General features: G+C 43.3%; 15 protein-coding genes. 6 read left to right on the top strand and 9 right to left on the bottom strand.

Features of this window, described 5'->3' with window-relative positions; translation table 11 throughout:
• Positions 1 to 16: 16 nt before the first annotated feature.
• The 5 genes from NLX74_RS00560 to NLX74_RS00540 all read right to left on the bottom strand — a co-directional run bounded on the left by NLX74_RS00560 (position 17) and on the right by NLX74_RS00540 (position 3,330).
• Positions 17 to 829 (bottom strand): helix-turn-helix transcriptional regulator, encoded by an 813-nt coding sequence (locus tag NLX74_RS00560; RefSeq protein ID WP_069291441.1) that lies wholly within the window; start codon positions 827 to 829, stop codon positions 17 to 19.
• Positions 830 to 865: 36 nt separating this feature from the next.
• Positions 866 to 1,327 carry a hypothetical protein gene (locus NLX74_RS00555; RefSeq protein ID WP_254327665.1) on the bottom strand — a complete coding sequence of 154 codons (462 nt, stop codon included), beginning with the start codon at positions 1,325 to 1,327 and terminating at the stop codon, positions 866 to 868.
• Positions 1,328 to 1,338: 11 nt separating this feature from the next.
• Positions 1,339 to 1,767, bottom strand: a complete 429-nt coding sequence (locus NLX74_RS00550; protein WP_254327664.1) for a GNAT family N-acetyltransferase — start codon at positions 1,765 to 1,767, stop codon at positions 1,339 to 1,341.
• A 294-nt stretch (positions 1,768 to 2,061) separates the two neighbouring features.
• Positions 2,062 to 2,412 carry a FlxA-like family protein gene (locus NLX74_RS00545; RefSeq protein WP_254327663.1) on the bottom strand — a complete coding sequence of 117 codons (351 nt, stop codon included), beginning with the start codon at positions 2,410 to 2,412 and terminating at the stop codon, positions 2,062 to 2,064.
• An 81-nt stretch (positions 2,413 to 2,493) separates the two neighbouring features.
• Positions 2,494 to 3,330, bottom strand: coding sequence for a hypothetical protein (locus NLX74_RS00540; RefSeq protein WP_254327662.1), 837 nt, complete (start codon positions 3,328 to 3,330; stop codon positions 2,494 to 2,496).
• Between the two features lie 287 nt (positions 3,331 to 3,617).
• On the opposite strand from NLX74_RS00540, the gene NLX74_RS00535 reads away from it, so the two are divergent.
• The 4 genes from NLX74_RS00535 to NLX74_RS25760 all read left to right on the top strand — a co-directional run bounded on the left by NLX74_RS00535 (position 3,618) and on the right by NLX74_RS25760 (position 6,303).
• A complete protein-coding gene (locus tag NLX74_RS00535; RefSeq protein WP_250262004.1) occupies positions 3,618 to 4,193 on the top strand; it encodes a class I SAM-dependent methyltransferase in 576 nt (191 codons plus the stop codon).
• Positions 4,194 to 4,208: 15 nt separating this feature from the next.
• Entirely contained in the window at positions 4,209 to 4,814 is a 606-nt protein-coding gene (locus NLX74_RS00530; RefSeq protein ID WP_254327661.1) for a DedA family protein, read from the top strand.
• A gap of 745 nt (positions 4,815 to 5,559) precedes the next feature.
• Positions 5,560 to 5,850, top strand: coding sequence for a hypothetical protein (locus NLX74_RS00525; RefSeq protein ID WP_235307835.1), 291 nt, complete (start codon positions 5,560 to 5,562; stop codon positions 5,848 to 5,850).
• Between the two features lie 363 nt (positions 5,851 to 6,213).
• Positions 6,214 to 6,303 carry a putative holin-like toxin gene (locus tag NLX74_RS25760; protein WP_007429455.1) on the top strand — a complete coding sequence of 30 codons (90 nt, stop codon included), beginning with the start codon at positions 6,214 to 6,216 and terminating at the stop codon, positions 6,301 to 6,303.
• A gap of 203 nt (positions 6,304 to 6,506) precedes the next feature.
• Here NLX74_RS25760 and NLX74_RS00520 read toward each other — a convergent pair whose 3' ends face one another.
• The 3 genes from NLX74_RS00520 to recQ form a co-directional block, all read right to left on the bottom strand.
• Positions 6,507 to 7,820 (bottom strand): alkaline phosphatase, encoded by a 1,314-nt coding sequence (locus tag NLX74_RS00520; RefSeq protein WP_254327660.1) that lies wholly within the window; start codon positions 7,818 to 7,820, stop codon positions 6,507 to 6,509.
• 185 nt (positions 7,821 to 8,005) lie between these two features.
• Positions 8,006 to 9,874 (bottom strand): B12-binding domain-containing radical SAM protein, encoded by a 1,869-nt coding sequence (locus NLX74_RS00515; protein ID WP_254327659.1) that lies wholly within the window; start codon positions 9,872 to 9,874, stop codon positions 8,006 to 8,008.
• 56 nt (positions 9,875 to 9,930) lie between these two features.
• Entirely contained in the window at positions 9,931 to 11,829 is a 1,899-nt protein-coding gene (gene recQ / locus NLX74_RS00510; protein WP_235307834.1) for a DNA helicase RecQ, read from the bottom strand.
• A gap of 223 nt (positions 11,830 to 12,052) precedes the next feature.
• Between recQ and NLX74_RS00505 the strand changes: the two genes are divergently transcribed.
• On the top strand, positions 12,053 to 13,066 hold the full coding sequence (locus NLX74_RS00505) for an RluA family pseudouridine synthase (RefSeq protein ID WP_061829078.1): 1,014 nt from the start codon (positions 12,053 to 12,055) through the stop codon (positions 13,064 to 13,066).
• Between the two features lie 86 nt (positions 13,067 to 13,152).
• Here the strand turns inward: NLX74_RS00505 and NLX74_RS00500 are convergent, their stop codons facing one another.
• Complete coding sequence (locus NLX74_RS00500; protein ID WP_254327658.1) at positions 13,153 to 14,001, bottom strand: hypothetical protein; 849 nt, start codon at positions 13,999 to 14,001, stop codon at positions 13,153 to 13,155.
• A 693-nt stretch (positions 14,002 to 14,694) separates the two neighbouring features.
• Between NLX74_RS00500 and speD the strand changes: the two genes are divergently transcribed.
• Positions 14,695 to 15,501 (top strand): adenosylmethionine decarboxylase, encoded by an 807-nt coding sequence (gene speD / locus NLX74_RS00495; protein ID WP_013309324.1) that lies wholly within the window; start codon positions 14,695 to 14,697, stop codon positions 15,499 to 15,501.
• The last annotated feature ends 120 nt before the right edge of the window (positions 15,502 to 15,621 follow it).

Raw genomic sequence — 15,621 nt, 5'->3', positions numbered from 1 at the left:
TATACTAGTAACAAGATTACCAGGCAGAGGATTGGCTTACTGGCGTGTAGATACAAAAGTGCAGACCCGGTTGGTCCGTAATGCTTGCTAAAGAATTAATATCATAGGAAACTGCCTCCACAGCGCCAGGGATTTGAAAGGAAACCCGATTCACTTTTTTGAGCTGGATATGATGCAGCTTCCACATGGTGTCAAACTCCATACTTTCCACACGTAGCCGTTCTACCGTCTCCTCAAACCAAGGATCTCCTAAATACTTGTCATAATAGGTTCTAAAAACAGCTACCGAATAGGACGCAAATTCTTCCCAGTTAACCATTCGACGACGTAATTCGGAATCCACGAACAATAAACGAATCATGACACGTTCAGAAATAGACAGGGAAGAAAAATCGGTAATGACCTCATTCGCCGCGCTATTCCAAGCAAGCACTTCCGCTTTCTCATTGCTGATGAAGGAAGGATAGGACAACTGATCAATAATATGTTGCCACTGTGGATTCAGCGTTGTATGGATGGGCGAAATAGCAACCGTCTCATTGGGATTCCACAATTGAATTAGATGTGCTCTCTCATCATGAGTTAATTGTAGAGCTTCTCCTATACTTTCGATAATTTCCTTAGATGCTGTTACTTCTCTACCTTGTTCCAGCCATGTGTAATACGTCGCACTGACACCTGCCAGCATAGCAACTTCTTCTCGGCGAAGCCCCGGTGTTCTTCGCTGACCCTGTGAAAGTCTAAGGCCTGCCTGCTCTGGTTGAAGTCGATTTCTACGTGATTTCAGAAAAGCTCCCAACGTTTTCGATTTACTATAATCATTAGACATGTGTCACCTCTTTTCCAATCAATCGCCATAGAACGATCACAGTCCCTCGTCAAACAACTGTAGGCCTATGATTTCAAAGGCGACACCTTCACCCGCCTTAACGTTAACATCACCATTTATTTCTTTAAAATCCAAAATAAACGTAGTGTCTCCTACTACAATCTCCAGACATTCTATCTCGCCTGCTTCGCCCTGTATCACTTGATGTATCGTTCCTTGAATCCAATAGTCGCCTAGCTTTGGTTGAGATCGAAAAATCCCTGTCTCTTCAGTAGACTTCAGCCTTCTGAACCCCTCTATACTGGATTGAGAAGTCTCGACCGAAATTACACAACCGGGAATCATCTTATTCAAGCTTTGTTCATACGGGACAACATACGCATATCCGGAAGTCAGTTCATGCCAAAAATATGTCCAGTAGCCGTATACTTTTTTCTCGCCCATACTACGAATGATGATATGCTGATCTTTATTTATTTCCTTGATCTGTACACGCATATATAGAGTCCTCAGTAGATACTTTTCTTATAATAATAGTGTTTAAAGCCTCTCGGAGCATCGTCAATGACACCAACGACTTCATACCCATGCTTTTCATAGAATTTAGGCGCTTGAAAAGTAAACGTATTAAGTTGTATAAAATTACACTCTTTATCTCTAGCAATCTGTTCAATTTCACCAAGAAGTTGTGAACCGTAGCCCTTTCCTCTGTAACGCTGATCTACCCACAAAATATCAACCTCCACCCAGTTCCAACATAGTACACTTAGGAGACCGCCCATGACCTGACCGTCTTCATCTTTGAGCGTAAGATTAATCTCTTCGTATCGGGTTTGAATATCTGCTGGGACGTGTTTCGCATTAAACTCAATCAACTTGTTTCTGACTAAACGTGCTTCATCTCTACTACTTCGATTCATCTGAGGTTCCAGCGTCATGGCATAAATCCTCCAATTTGAAATGATTACTAGCACTTACTGATTTAAATATAGAAAATAATAGGGTTAAAATACTTTCATCTTCCTACTGTTATATATTGTATATACTTTTCTATGTTTAGTCACATGATTCAATTTAGATGGACAGAATTATTCTAATCTAAATATCGCTGATTAAAGTCGCTCCCTGGACTCATGCAAAATATTTAGTAAACGAAAAAAGCAGGCCCCTATGAAACGGAGACCTGCTATCGTTTATACATCGTCTGTCATACAGGAGAAGAGAGGGGATGATTAAATTGAAATATCCAGTGATTTCCCAACTCCCGTAATATCGCTGCTGTTAGCGCTGTTGATACGAGTTTTTTCTGTGTTACTTGAAGCGGGCTTTTCCATTTTTGGAGTTGACGTACTGCTGGATTGCGAACTTTGCTGTGCAATTTGAGCTTCAATTTGTTTAATTTGCTGCTGAAGCTGCTTCATTTTTGTTTCTTTTGTATCTTTATTATCCTTACTTTGCTGTACCTTGTTGTACTCCGCTTCAAGTTGAGCTTTTTGCTTTTCCAGACTAGCTGTATCGTTGGTACTGGATGATGATGTGCTTGCAATAGATATTGAACTGCTGGATGTGGATGAAATGTTCATACGAGATTTCCCCTTTATAAAAGTATGAGTTTTACACGTGTGGGCTAACCGGTTCTAAGCTATGGCATTGCACTCTAATGACTATGACGACGATGATACAGATTGTTCAAAAATCTTAGCGATTTTATCGAATAAAGCCGATATTTCTTCATCTGTGGCATTCGATTCATCTTTATTTCCCCACGCGTCTTTTAATGCAGAAAGCAGATCTGTTTCCTGATCTTTGTCCGAAGCTGTTGACCCGGATATAAGACTGGAACTCAGAACGCTCTGCAAATCACTCAGTAAGGATCTTTTTTCATCTACTGTAGGCTCTTTTTCAGATGTAGTGCTGTTATTCTCTTGATTGGAAGTTTCTTGGATATTCCATGCGAATGGAGGCATAATTCCACCCATTGCCTGCATCATAGGAGGCAGACCACTGCTATCCATTTCAGGATGGGACTGGTCACCTTCAGACGGCGGTGCAGGACGATTATTTTGGATCGTTTCTGCTATCTTATCGAATAGATCCGATACTTCCTCATCTGTTGCCGTCGCAAGATCCACACCGGCTAATAAGTCGCTAACCGAAGCCAACGGATTCTTCGTGCTGTTGGTGAGTTCATCTGTATCAGTGGAAGCACTGGAAGACATCAGGTAACTTTGCAGATCAGACAACAGCGTTTTCTGTTGGTCTGTAGTTAGTGCAATGGTATCCTGGTCATCGTACTTGTAATCATTACTGTAGTTTTCCGTAGGAAGCGGAGCCTGCATTCCTCCCGTGTATTCCATGAATTCCTTGCTCAATTCGAGTGAATCGTTAGATTTCTTGTGTGTGGTATGACCCGCGGTATTTAGTCCATTCTCATTTGACTTCACCGTATTCGATTGATCATAGGAAGTCGTGATGAGATGCCTGTTAATGGATAGTGACAAAGTAGATCCCCTCTCAGTGTACATAATGTTTTTAGCTGCCCACCTACCTTTCATCGGTAACAAATCTGAATGCAACCTGAGGGTATGCTGAATGATAACTGAATAAATACAAACTCATTAATACCGTAACCCTTTTATTATTTCCTAGACCATAGTCAAGGAAGATTCCCTCCGCAAGACGGGGGGATCAACCCTACTTGAGACAGGAGTAAGTAAAGGGATAATTTGTTACTCTTAGCAAAGAATAAATGAACGTATTTTAAAAATTGAAAGTAGGGAAATGATGTATGATCCGTATTAGCCATTTGGTTCACGAGAGACTTATGTTCCTAGTCAAATTTTTGTACTCGCCTGCATACGTGGGTAGTGTAACACCAAGTTCCAGATTTTTAGCTAAAAATATGATAGAATCCATTCCATGGAGTGAAGTTCATGCTGTTGCCGAGCTTGGTGCTGGAACAGGGGCAATTACCCAATACATCCCGTCTGCTGCTGAATTTCACCCCAAGGTTTTACTCTTTGAGAAAGACCAAACCATGCAGCAGAGTTTAAAAAGAAGATTCCCGAATTATCTGTGCTATTCCGACTCGCGTGAGCTTCAGCTTGCTATGAAAAATGCCCAAATAGAACAGCTTGACTGCATAATCAGCGGGCTGCCATTTTTCAATTTTCCACAAGCGATGCGGAATCAAATTGTAGAACAAATTCATCTATCGCTCAGGGATGGAGGAATGTTTGTGGCCTTTCAATACTCTAAACAGATGAAACAACAGTTAGGTGAATGGTTTGATATTGAAGAAATCAAGTTTGTGCCAATGAATGTTCCACCCGCATTCGTGTATGTATGTCGAAAGAAAACCTAAGAAAGGAGTACGGGTATGGACGTGGAATATTTAATTTCCATCATCGAACAATACGGCTATGCCGCATTATTCTTTTCTCTATGGCTGGGGATTGTGGGTCTACCCATCCCGGATGAAGTCATCGTGATGACTGGCGGGGCTGTAACAGGCATGGGCATACTTCACCCGTTACCCGCTTTTTTAATTGTATATCTTGGGGTTGTATCAGGCTTGTCCTTAGGTTATGTATTGGGGAGAACCGTGGGCACACCGATTCTAGAACGTTTGCGTCGGAAGAAAAAAATGGACAGGTACATTACGTTTTCGGAAAAATTGATACATAAGTATGGAAATTTCACTATTTGCATCAGTTATTTGCTGCCGATCGTCCGTCACATTATCCCTTATATTGTCGGAATCAATAAAATGAGTTTCAAACGCTATGCCCTCTTCTCTTATTCAACAGGTTTGATCTGGACGCTGATCTTCTTTCTACTCGGACGTATCTTTGGCGATCATGTACAAGCAGTAGGAGAACTAATCCATCGTTATGGCTTGCAGATGGTATTGCTTCTCATCATGCTGACAATTATATTTCTTATAATGAAATTTGTATGGGGGAAGAAAACAACAGAGGAGTAAAGGTAGAATACGAGTGGCACTAAGATAACTTTTAAATTTGCTTATATTATGAACATACGCAGACGGATGGTGCTTCCCATCGCCACCGCCCCCGGATTTCTGAAATAAAGTCTTCAACAGTAGAAATCCGGGGAGGTGATGCTTCCGAAGTGAGCTTTCCTACGGAAAGCTTTTAAAGCGACCGCTTCGCTTGTACAGCACCATTCCGTCTACTCCGTTTTCCATGTACATTTTTTAAGTTCAACCTATAGAGACTATTATTTCCTCACATGACAGGACAGAGCTATAGGATCAGCTCATAACGGTAAAATCCCCCATCATTGATATTTTGATTTCCTTCATACTCTCTTGTACTGAAATATTATTCTTTCCTATCGATACCCAATTCCCTTGAATCCTGTCAGTGTACATGTTGCTGAGCTGCGGTCAATAATAGTTGGGAGATCCCTCGTTTTCGGTATTCTTCATCCACGCATAAATCATCAACATCCAAGATCATTTTATAGAAATAGAAGAAAACGAAAGAAACAATTGTGTAAACTCAATCACTTTCTTTTTTGCTTATCATTTTAAGTAAAATCAAGAATGTTCACGAAATATTCGATATTTATTGAAATTTCCTATTGATTTGACGTCACTATGATGTCACCTTTCGGTATACCAAATCGCTATGCAATGATACAATATTTACATGATATTTTGTCATTACACATTAAAATATTTTCCCTCCGGAGGTTTGCAAATCATGTCTAATTCTTTAGAAATATTAGTTGAACCCATAATCAGAAACCGATTAGAAACATTGTATAGCAATCTTTCTAAAACCATCCCGGAATACAACCAATTTTCCACGGAAAGCAACCAGTATTTTCAACAAATCCGTGAATCCGTTCCCGAGCATCTCGAACATACCCTGTTTTTATATGAAGATGCCCAAATCTCTCTACAATCTATTCTAGAGAACCAAATATATTTACAGGGATTCAAAGATGCTATGCAAATTTTAGATGAGTTACGTAACACCTATACTGGGTAAGAACTACATAATAATTTTCAACTTTAAAAATATATCTTTTGAAAAAACAAAAAACGCCTAGAAACAGGCGTTCAGAGTGTCGAGAAAGTCTAGAGGACTTTTCGACACTTCTATTTTTATATGGGGAGACGCATCTTTTAAAACAAAAATCGATTTAAAACGATCTGAGGACCCTAGTTTTTAGACCACTAAGACAGTTTTAAACCCCCTGCAAAAAAACAGGGGGTTTCTCGACAGCCTGAACGCCTAGAAACAGGCGTTTTCATTTTTGTCCTTTTTAGCAATACTATCCATATGATATACTATAAACTAACAACAGAATGGCTTAGATGGGCGGTCGGCTAGTCTCCTGCAAAGGAGGTGATGCCTGTGGAGGTTAAAGATACATTGATGTTGATGATTCAATTTGCGACATTGGTGATCTTGATTATTTCCTTCAACAAAAAGAAATAGACCGCCCTCTGGAAAAGGTTAGCGGTCTATTTCACTAATCCAACCCTACAGCCACCGCCCTTATAAGCGGCTGTTGTAAAAGAGTGAGGATGTTGGTAGCATCCTTACTCTTTTTTAGTATATACCTATTAGCTTTAGTTTATCACAGGAAAAACCATATTGCCAATATGGAAAACCTTTTAAGTGGCCGCTTTCACACCGAGCTATTTTTTTAATTGAAGCAGCTTAACCAGCTTGTCATGAATGGCAGTATTCGGATAATTCCCGCTAAACTGAGAAGACCCAGGTCCCATCGCGGTTAACGCCACATCAACAGATGTATGTCCACCCGTGGTCCAATCGATATAAAACTTCTCATCGGAGCCTTTTACAGTAAAAGGACCATCCTCTTTGGAAATGCCTTCACCGGATTCATCCTCCGCATCTTCGCCTTCAATCGCCAAACCGCCCGTTTCATGATCTGCCGTCACCAACACTAATGTATCTGGATGCGCTTTGGCATACTCTTTAGCTACTTTAACGGCCTTATCAAGTTGTTGCCCAGCCTTAATCGTTAACTCCCCTTCATTGTCATGCGCCATCTCATCCGTTCCTTCTTCTTCTACCATCAGGAAAAAACCTTTTTGGTTTTTGGAAAGAACATCAATCGCTTTAGCCGTCATATCCGGTAGAGAAACGGTTGGGTTGTAAGAGTTACCCAGCTTGTTGTGAGCTTGAAACATCTCTTCATTGGCGAACAGTCCTAGCAACTTAGAACCTTTGGCTGCTTTCATTCCTGCCTGATCCGTCACATAGCTATAACCCAGCTTCTTCGCTTGTTCTACCAAATTCCCTTGAGTTCCCTTACTAGCTTCCTCAGGATCTTCTGCCGGAGCATCTGGATGTTTGCCTACTGTTCCGGCAGGGTACCAGAAATCCTCACCACCGCCCAGAATAACATCCAGCTTGCTTTTCTCCAGATACTGCTTGGCAATCTCGCTTTGAGCGGAGCGTTTTTCGACATGCGCACCAAAGGCGGCCCCCGTTGCGTCTGTCACTTGGCTTGTCGTCACGACACCTGTAGACATGCCTGCTTTTTTAGCCAGCTCCATAATCGTTGCCACTGGTTTTTTATTCAAATCCATTCCGATTGCGCCGTTATACGTTTTCACACCTGTTGCAATGGCAGTTGCAGCCGCGGCAGAATCCGTAACCAGGTTATCCCCTGAACTTGTACTAACCAGGCCGGTTACAGGCATGTTGTCCATTTCAAGTAATCCCGATTTCCCTACCGTCGCCAAGCGAATCGCGTTGCGACTTGCTTCTCCCATACCATCGCCGATAAAAAGAATGACATTCTTAGGAGCATCGACTTTCGCTGACGAAGTTTTCAGTCCTTTGGATACCTGTGCGGTAGTAGACTTGGTATTAGATGAGGCTGCAAAAGCGTTAGGGATATTAGCAGATAACAATGGCGCACTCAAAACGGTAATGGCACCTAAAGCAAGGATACTCTTTTTCATCGAACGCTTTTTCACAAGGTCACACTCCAATAAATTTGATATTCATATATGATAAAGTAATCATATATTTGTTTTGTAAAGCATCGTAAAGCAATAGATTATGCGAATGTAAAATTTGGAATGAGCGCCTATTTATTTATAAAACAAAAAAAGACACCGACTCTTGGTATATCAAAGTCGATGCCCTCTGGCGTTTTTATTTAAATGGCGGCGATATTTTTGCCGATCGGCATGGCGTAGTAGAGCGGTTTTTGCTGTCCATTTTGCTGATAGACTACAAGCAGCAGGGTGCGGCCTTCGGCTGTCAATGGGCTACCCCCACTTAGGATATGATCCAAACTGAACGGCAGAACATCCAGCACAGCATGCTTTTGCAGTTCCTTTTCACTCAGCTTCAAGGAAGCAAAGGCTGGAATAATCTCGCGGTATGGCTGCGGCTGTTGACTGCCTACATCCGTCCCACCTGTACTCTCCTTGCTCGCATCTGCCACAAAATCTGTAACCGCAGGTGACAACAGCGCATCCGGATGCTGGAGAACCATTTTCATATAGCTGGACCAATCATTCTTCTCCAAGGTATGCTCCCACCAAATTTTACGCGGCTTGTATTTATGGTTAAGGAAATAATCAAGCTTCATCAGTCCAAGCACCATATCCATTCGCTTTGTTCCACGCGATTCTAGAAAGGACTGGAGACGCGTGAACAAGTCTTCGAGCTGATGTCCGATTTTTTGCCAGCCCTGTCCTTCCCAGTAGTCTCCGAATTCCTGAAAGAAATCAAAGGCGGACGAGAATTCGCGCTCGATCAGATAGTTAACTGTATGATCCATACGATGAGAGTTCCAGTATTTTTCCAATACATCTTCCAAGCGCTTGAGCCGGACGATATCGGCAAAGGAAAGGACGTCATTGCTCAACATTTCATACGGCGCAACATCCATATACGTATAGTTATACTTGTCTGCGTCGATACGTAGTCCGGTGCCACGCAGCATTTTGAGGAAGCCAAGTTGAAGCTCTTCCGGGCCGAGCGCAAAAACGTCATTAAACGTTTTACGGAATGTGTTGTAGTCCTCCAAGGGCAATCCGGCGATCAAATCCAAGTGCTGGTCGATTTTACCACTTTGTTTGACCTTGGTAACAGTACGGGAAAGTTTGGTAAAGTTCTGGCGACGCTTAACCAACTCATTGGTAGGATCATTCGTTGATTGGACGCCGATTTCAAAACGAAATACGCCCGGTGGCGCGTTTTCCGCCAAATAATCCAACACCTCGGGACGCATAATATCTGCCGTAATCTCAAACTGGAAGACACAACCACGGTGATTTTCAATCAAAAATTTGAACATTTCCAGCGCATAATCGCGTTTAATATTAAACGTCCGATCCACGAACTTAATTAGGTTGGCTCCATTGTCGATCAGATACAGAATATCCGACTTTGTACGCTCGATATCGTAATAGCGCACCCCAACTTCGATGCTCGACAGACAAAACTGGCAACTGAACGGACAGCCTCGGCTCGTTTCAAAATAAACAACCCGTTTCCCAAGTTCCGGTATATCCTCTGCAAAACGATAGGGCGACGGTAGCTCGTTCAAGTCCGCTTTCGGGCGACCGGGCATCTGAATAACCTCTTCTCCCTTACGGTAAGCCAGTCCATACACAAAATGGAACTTGCCATCCCCTTCCAACTCCTGCAGCAGTTGATGGAAGGTTTCCTCTCCTTCACCAACCACGATAAAATCCACATTCGCCAAGCGCTTCATCCAGTGATCCGTATCGTAGGATACCTCTGGACCACCCAGAACAATTTTGACCTCGGGCATAATCTTTTTCAACACATCAATGACTTTGATCGTCTCTTCAATGTTCCAAATATAACAAGAAAAGCCGATGACATCTGCCCCGCGTTGAAACAAATCGGATACGATGTTCATCACCGGGTCCTTAATCGTGTACTCCGCCAACTCGATATCAAAGTCCTTTTCACTGTAGGCTTTGAGGCATCGAATGGCCAGCGAGGTATGAATATATTTTGCATTTAACGTTGATAAAATGACTTTCATAGGTCACAACCTTCTATAGTTTGCATGAACTGTTATATCCCCTTACCTTAGTATAGCTATTCAAAATCCTCGTACACATCGTCTGCATAAATCTCTTCCTCGCTTACCGTTCCCCCGATACTCCCCTGATTTTGAAAAAAATCAAGAAACGGCTTGCCGTACTTGCGGAACTTCACTTCGCCGACACCCTTGATCCGCAACATGTCTGCCTCGGATTGCGGGCTCGCTACGCTCATCTCACGCAGCGTTGCATCATTGAAAATGATATAAGACGGTACATGCTCCTGAGCGGCCAGATCGCGGCGAATCAGGCGCAATTGCTCGAACACGGTTTCGTTGACTGCAGCCGGGTATGCATCGCGTCCCTGTCGTCCGCGTGAACCTGCTCCACCTGCAAAAGCCGTGGCATGTCGCACCACACGCTGCATGACTTCTCGCTGGCCTTTCAGCACCTCAGCCGCAAGCTGCTGCAAGCGTACGACTGGATATTGTCCCTCGGACAACATTAGATAGCCTTCCGAAACAAGAACATTGATAATTTCGGCAATTTCTTTTTCCGTTCGGTTGCCCATCACGCCATAGGTTGGCAGGCTGTCAAAACCATATTGCAGCACTTTTTTGTTACGCGATCCCTTCAACACCGAAGCGACCATCGAGACCCCATAACGTTCCCGCATGCGATGAATACACGAAAAAATCTTCTGCGCATCTATGGTCATATCAACCAATTCCCGCTCATCTGTACATGAACTGCATATGCCGCAAGCTTCATGCTCCTCCGCTTCTCCAAAATACTCAAGCTGTGCCGTACGTAGGCAACGAGTCGTGTAGCAATAATCAACCATCTGTTGGAGTTTGCGGTAGTCGTTGCGCTTGCGGTCTTCATCCTGTGGATTTTGCTCAATCAGAAACTTCTGCGTCACAATATCTTGCGGTCCGAACAGTAAAATACATTGACTTGGGTCGCCATCACGTCCTGCGCGCCCCGCCTCTTGTACGTAAGCCTCCATATTTTTAGGCATGTTGTAGTGAATGACATAGCGTACGTTCGATTTATCTATCCCCATGCCAAAGGCATTGGTTGCTACAATGACACGGATATCGTCGTACAGAAACCCTTCCTGGCTATCTGCACGTTCCTGATCTGTCATCCCGGCATGATAGCGTCCAGCCGCCATGCCTGCGTCACGTAGCCGTTGGTACAAATCGTCCACGTCCTTACGTGTCGCCGCATAAATAATGCCCGATTCACCCTCATGCTCACGGGTATAATTCAGTAAAAAGCTGCGTTTGTCTTCCCCACGCAGCACACTGAACGCCAAATTGGGCCGTCCAAGGCCTGTAACGAACGTCTCCGGTGAGCGCAGACGAAGCAGGCGCACGATATCATCCATGACCTGCGGTGTCGCCGTTGCCGTAAACGCCGCCACGATTGGGCGTTCATACAGCCCGTCCACGAATGGAGCCACAGCCAGGTAGCTGGTACGGAAATCATGGCCCCACTGGGATACGCAGTGAGCCTCATCTACCGCAACGCAGGAAATTGGCAACTGAGCCATTTCATCGCGAAACCAGTCCAGTTCCAGTCGTTCCGGTGCGACATATAGTAACTTCAAGTCACCATTCCGTGCGGCTCGTATGCGATCATTCACTTCTCGACCACTCAACGTACTATTGATGTAGGCAGCAGCAATCCCCATGGTGGTCAGCGCATCCACCTGGTCCTTCATCAGCGAGATGAGCGGTGACACGACAATGGTCAGCCCCTCATGCAACAACGCGGGGATCTGGTAGCATATCGATTTTCCGCCCCCTGTCGGCATGATGCCCAACGTATCGTTGCCCTCCAGCATACTGGCCACAATTTTCTTTTGTCCCTCCCGGAAATCGGGATAGCCATAAAATTTTTGCAGCAAGTCCTGCGCCCGTTCCAATGTTGGTGCTTGTACACTCATAGTTTCAAAACTCCTCATATTTCTAGCGTCCTTGACGCATATCGGCTTTTCTTTCGTTACCTTTAGTTTACCGGGGTTCAGGGTAATGTTCAACCGCTAGAAGACTGCCAATCTGGTTTAGTCCCTTATGGCGTTCGCTGTTTTCTCATGATATAGTGAACACGGTGCCGCAAATTTGTCCATAATTATGAAGAGACACGGTTCCAAGAAGGAGAAAGAACCTATGAACAATCGGAAACCCCAACGGAAAAATCATACAAAATCTACGTCAAACGCAAGCCATTCCAAACGCAGTCATAAACCTGCCGGAAGATCTGGCTCCCATAGACCGGAAGCTCAACGGAGAACGAATGCTTTTGATAAAGCCCCTGCCAAAACATACATCGTCCAGGAGCCTGCCGAGCTGTTAAGCTTTTTAGTAGAGCATGTGACTGGCATGGGTCGTAACTCCATTAAATCAGCACTGGCTCGTGGGCAGGTGTCCGTCAACGGCATTCCGCGCACCGTGCACAATTTTCCACTGGAGCAAGGTCAGACTGTCGCGCTTTCCAAGGAAAAAGTAACTCCCGTCGTACCACTGACTGGGCTACGTATCTTGCATGAGGATGAAGCCATTATCGTTATCCATAAGGATGCCGGGTTGCTGTCCGTGGCTTCAGCGCAGGAGCAGGAAGTAACAGCCTATCGCCAGCTTACGGCCCATGTGAGGCGCGAACATCCGTACAATCGTATTTTTGTACTGCATCGTTTGGATCGTGATACATCAGGAGTGATGATGTTTGCAAAAAGCGAAGCCATACAGCAGGAAATGCAAAAAGCGTGGAAGGAAGTTGTGTATGAACGAACATACATTGCTCTTGTAGAAGGACAGGTTAAAAAAGCTGAGGGTACAATCACCTCATGGCTGAAAGAAAGCAAGACGCTAAAAATGTATTCCAGTCCTTATCCGAATGACGGACAGCACGCAGTCACTCATTACAAGCTGCTTCAAGCCAATCGTCATTTTTCTTTGCTGGAAGTACGTTTGGAAACCGGACGCAAAAATCAAATCCGCGTACATATGGAGGATATCGGTCATCCAATTGTTGGAGATAAAAAATACGGTTCCAAATCCAAGTCGATTGGGCGCCTTGGCCTACATGCGAGGGTATTGTCATTTATTCATCCCGTCACCGGAGTATTGCTGCGTTTTGAATCCGATATTCCTAAAACTTTTTTGAATCCGTTTCGGGAGTAGAATTGAGCAAAGCATACGGAGATTAAGTGGAAAAATAGAAGAGGAAATGAGGGGGCTGTAGAAAACAGCACCCTTTTTTTGATTGATTAAGCGGTATACCTCCGAATACCATCAGCCATTTTCATCAACTCATCCCATATATATATGGGCGTACTACACACTGGACAATCTAGCCAACCGATTAAATAGGGTAATTGAGCAAGAAGCTTGTTCTCTTCAATTTTCTGGGCATATTCGTGTAACCACTGTATATTAGCACCTTTATGGTCCAATGAACGGGGGCGGATTGGATGGGGAACCAGATTGTCTGAATTTACAGGGTCCTTATCATAGACAACCAGGGTGTCATTCTGTTCATCAGGCCAAATATAGAGCGGGGTACCGCAATGCGGACAATCCAGCGTATATTCGTCACCTGTATCGAAGCTTTGTAGCATATAAGCTATACAGCGATATCCCTGAAAAGCGGCACCCGCAGCCAGAACATAGCGTTTACCTACATCTCCTTCGTGTTCTTTCGCATAGAGCACCATTTCTTCAGTCAATTCTGCAAGTCGGACAATGGCACACCGATATTGCGCATAAATATATTCAGCCACACTAGAATCCACTTTCACCTGATCCCTTGTAAATTCCAATGGAACTTTGGTATGTAAGGGATTGTTATTCTTCGCTTCGAATATTCCGCAAATGTTATAGATATCTGCACGAATCCTTATATCAGAACTTTTTAACGCAATGTCTACAAGGTAAGGAACAGCCGCAAATGTACAAGTATACAATGTATTTTGGTGATACAGTTCCTCCCAATACAAGGTGTCAGCCATTTCGCCGTCATATCCAGCTTGGAGCTGTTTCAACATTTTTGGGACGTATTGAGAGGAACCGTAGGGGCCTTGGAGCAGAGTCCAGGCCGGATCGGACAAAGCCAGCATCTTGATACTCCTTCCACCGTTTTTCTTACAGTAGAGGATTTTGCAAAAATCCAATAAGCAAACTCCAATGAACAAGATATAGATCGAAATGGTTTAGTTCGTCTATATCTTACAAATTCGGAGCGACTGGAATCGAATTTTGTAAAATCCTGATAGTAACATGCGATCGGTTTATAAAATGAATTTTGCTATCAAAATTCATTTTAACTTCATAATTCTCAGCTTCTTACGTTTATTTCATTATACGCATATTATTAGCTGAAGTTGCTTTTCTCGATTTTCGCAATATACAAAATCACTATTTTTTTGGGTCTATAATCATATTCGGTTAAGCTTTCGGCATTGTGAAGGTGAAACACATTAAATTAATGAATTAATGAATACTAACCCGGTTCTTATGTCTTACTACGACTCCTCTGTCCATTCAGTTCCTTCTTCGTATGCATAGTCCACATTATAAGTCCTGTTACTTAAAAATTGCTGAGTAAGAAATAAAATATATATACATTAAAATTTCCATACATGTAAAAACAAAGCCACTCCCCTACCTGTTTTTAATTATGCCAAACGGGTAAGACATACTTGTTCAAGCCTTTAATCTAACAGTTACAAAATGATTTTATGAATCGGTATATGAAAAGGCGTGTTGGGAATATTATGTACGAATACTGCGACTATAAGGGGAAATAGCCTATGACCATAACACCGGAACAGCGGATTACCCTGCACGGATTTAACAACCTGACCAAATCATTGAGCTTCAACATGTACGATATTTGTTACACCAAAACCAAAGAAGAACGCGAGGCGTATATTGAATATATTGATGAACAATACAACTCAGATCGACTGACAGCTATTTTAAAAAATGTATCTGACATTATCGGCGCCCATGTGCTCAACGTAGCCCAGCAGGATTATGTACCTCAAGGAGCCAGCGTGACCGTACTTATATCAGAAGGACCCATTGTGGAGGTACCGACTGAATCTTATGCCGAGTCACCCGGCCCCCTACCTGAATCTGTCGTGATACAGCTGGATAAAAGCCACATTACGGTTCACACCTACCCGGAATATCATCCAGACGAGGGGATCAGTACGTTTCGAGCCGATATTGATGTCTCTACCTGTGGGGAAATCTCCCCGCTCAAGGCACTCCACTATTTGACTCATTCTTTCGACACCGACATTATGACGATTGATTATCGGGTGCGCGGCTTCACACGTGATACGAATGGACATAAGCTTTTCATCGACCATGATATCGCCTCCATTCAAAACTATATTCCGGACGAAGTGCGCAGTCAGTATGACATGATCGACGTGAATGTGTATCAGGAAAATATTTTCCATACCAAATGTAAGCTAAAACAATTCGATCTGGACAATTACCTGTTCGGCTACACCAAGGAAAGCCTGAGTGAAAAAGAGCAACAAAATATATCAACACGTCTCAAAATCGAAATGGACGAAATTTACTACGGTAAAAATATGACGTAACAGATCGAATGCGTAAAAATAAAATAGATCATTTCATTGAAAAAAGGATGATCGCTTGGACTGGAATATAGCCGGGCTTTCGTCCTTTGTTAAATACAAAATAATAGATATTACTCAACT

This window comes from Paenibacillus sp. MZ03-122A, from assembly GCF_024213325.1.
GTDB lineage: Bacteria > Bacillota > Bacilli > Paenibacillales > Paenibacillaceae > Paenibacillus > Paenibacillus polymyxa_B.
The sequence above is the reverse complement of the archived record's forward strand: the minus strand, read 5'-3'. Positions and strand labels throughout refer to the sequence as shown.

Bases quoted from the DNA above. Each gene is read 5' to 3' on its own strand.
- NLX74_RS00560 (WP_069291441.1), bottom strand. From the start codon at position 829: ATGTCTAATGATTATAGTAAATCGAAAACGTTGGGAGCTTTTCTGAAA.
- NLX74_RS00555 (WP_254327665.1), bottom strand. From the start codon at position 1,327: ATGCGTGTACAGATCAAGGAAATAAATAAAGATCAGCATATCATCATT.
- NLX74_RS00550 (WP_254327664.1), bottom strand. From the start codon at position 1,767: ATGACGCTGGAACCTCAGATGAATCGAAGTAGTAGAGATGAAGCACGT.
- NLX74_RS00545 (WP_254327663.1), bottom strand. From the start codon at position 2,412: ATGAACATTTCATCCACATCCAGCAGTTCAATATCTATTGCAAGCACA.
- NLX74_RS00535 (WP_250262004.1), top strand. From the start codon at position 3,618: ATGATCCGTATTAGCCATTTGGTTCACGAGAGACTTATGTTCCTAGTC.
- NLX74_RS00530 (WP_254327661.1), top strand. From the start codon at position 4,209: ATGGACGTGGAATATTTAATTTCCATCATCGAACAATACGGCTATGCC.
- NLX74_RS00525 (WP_235307835.1), top strand. From the start codon at position 5,560: ATGTCTAATTCTTTAGAAATATTAGTTGAACCCATAATCAGAAACCGA.
- NLX74_RS25760 (WP_007429455.1), top strand. From the start codon at position 6,214: ATGCCTGTGGAGGTTAAAGATACATTGATGTTGATGATTCAATTTGCG.
- NLX74_RS00515 (WP_254327659.1), bottom strand. From the start codon at position 9,874: ATGAAAGTCATTTTATCAACGTTAAATGCAAAATATATTCATACCTCG.
- recQ (WP_235307834.1), bottom strand. From the start codon at position 11,829: ATGAGTGTACAAGCACCAACATTGGAACGGGCGCAGGACTTGCTGCAA.
- NLX74_RS00505 (WP_061829078.1), top strand. From the start codon at position 12,053: ATGAACAATCGGAAACCCCAACGGAAAAATCATACAAAATCTACGTCA.
- NLX74_RS00500 (WP_254327658.1), bottom strand. From the start codon at position 14,001: ATGCTGGCTTTGTCCGATCCGGCCTGGACTCTGCTCCAAGGCCCCTAC.
- speD (WP_013309324.1), top strand. From the start codon at position 14,695: ATGACCATAACACCGGAACAGCGGATTACCCTGCACGGATTTAACAAC.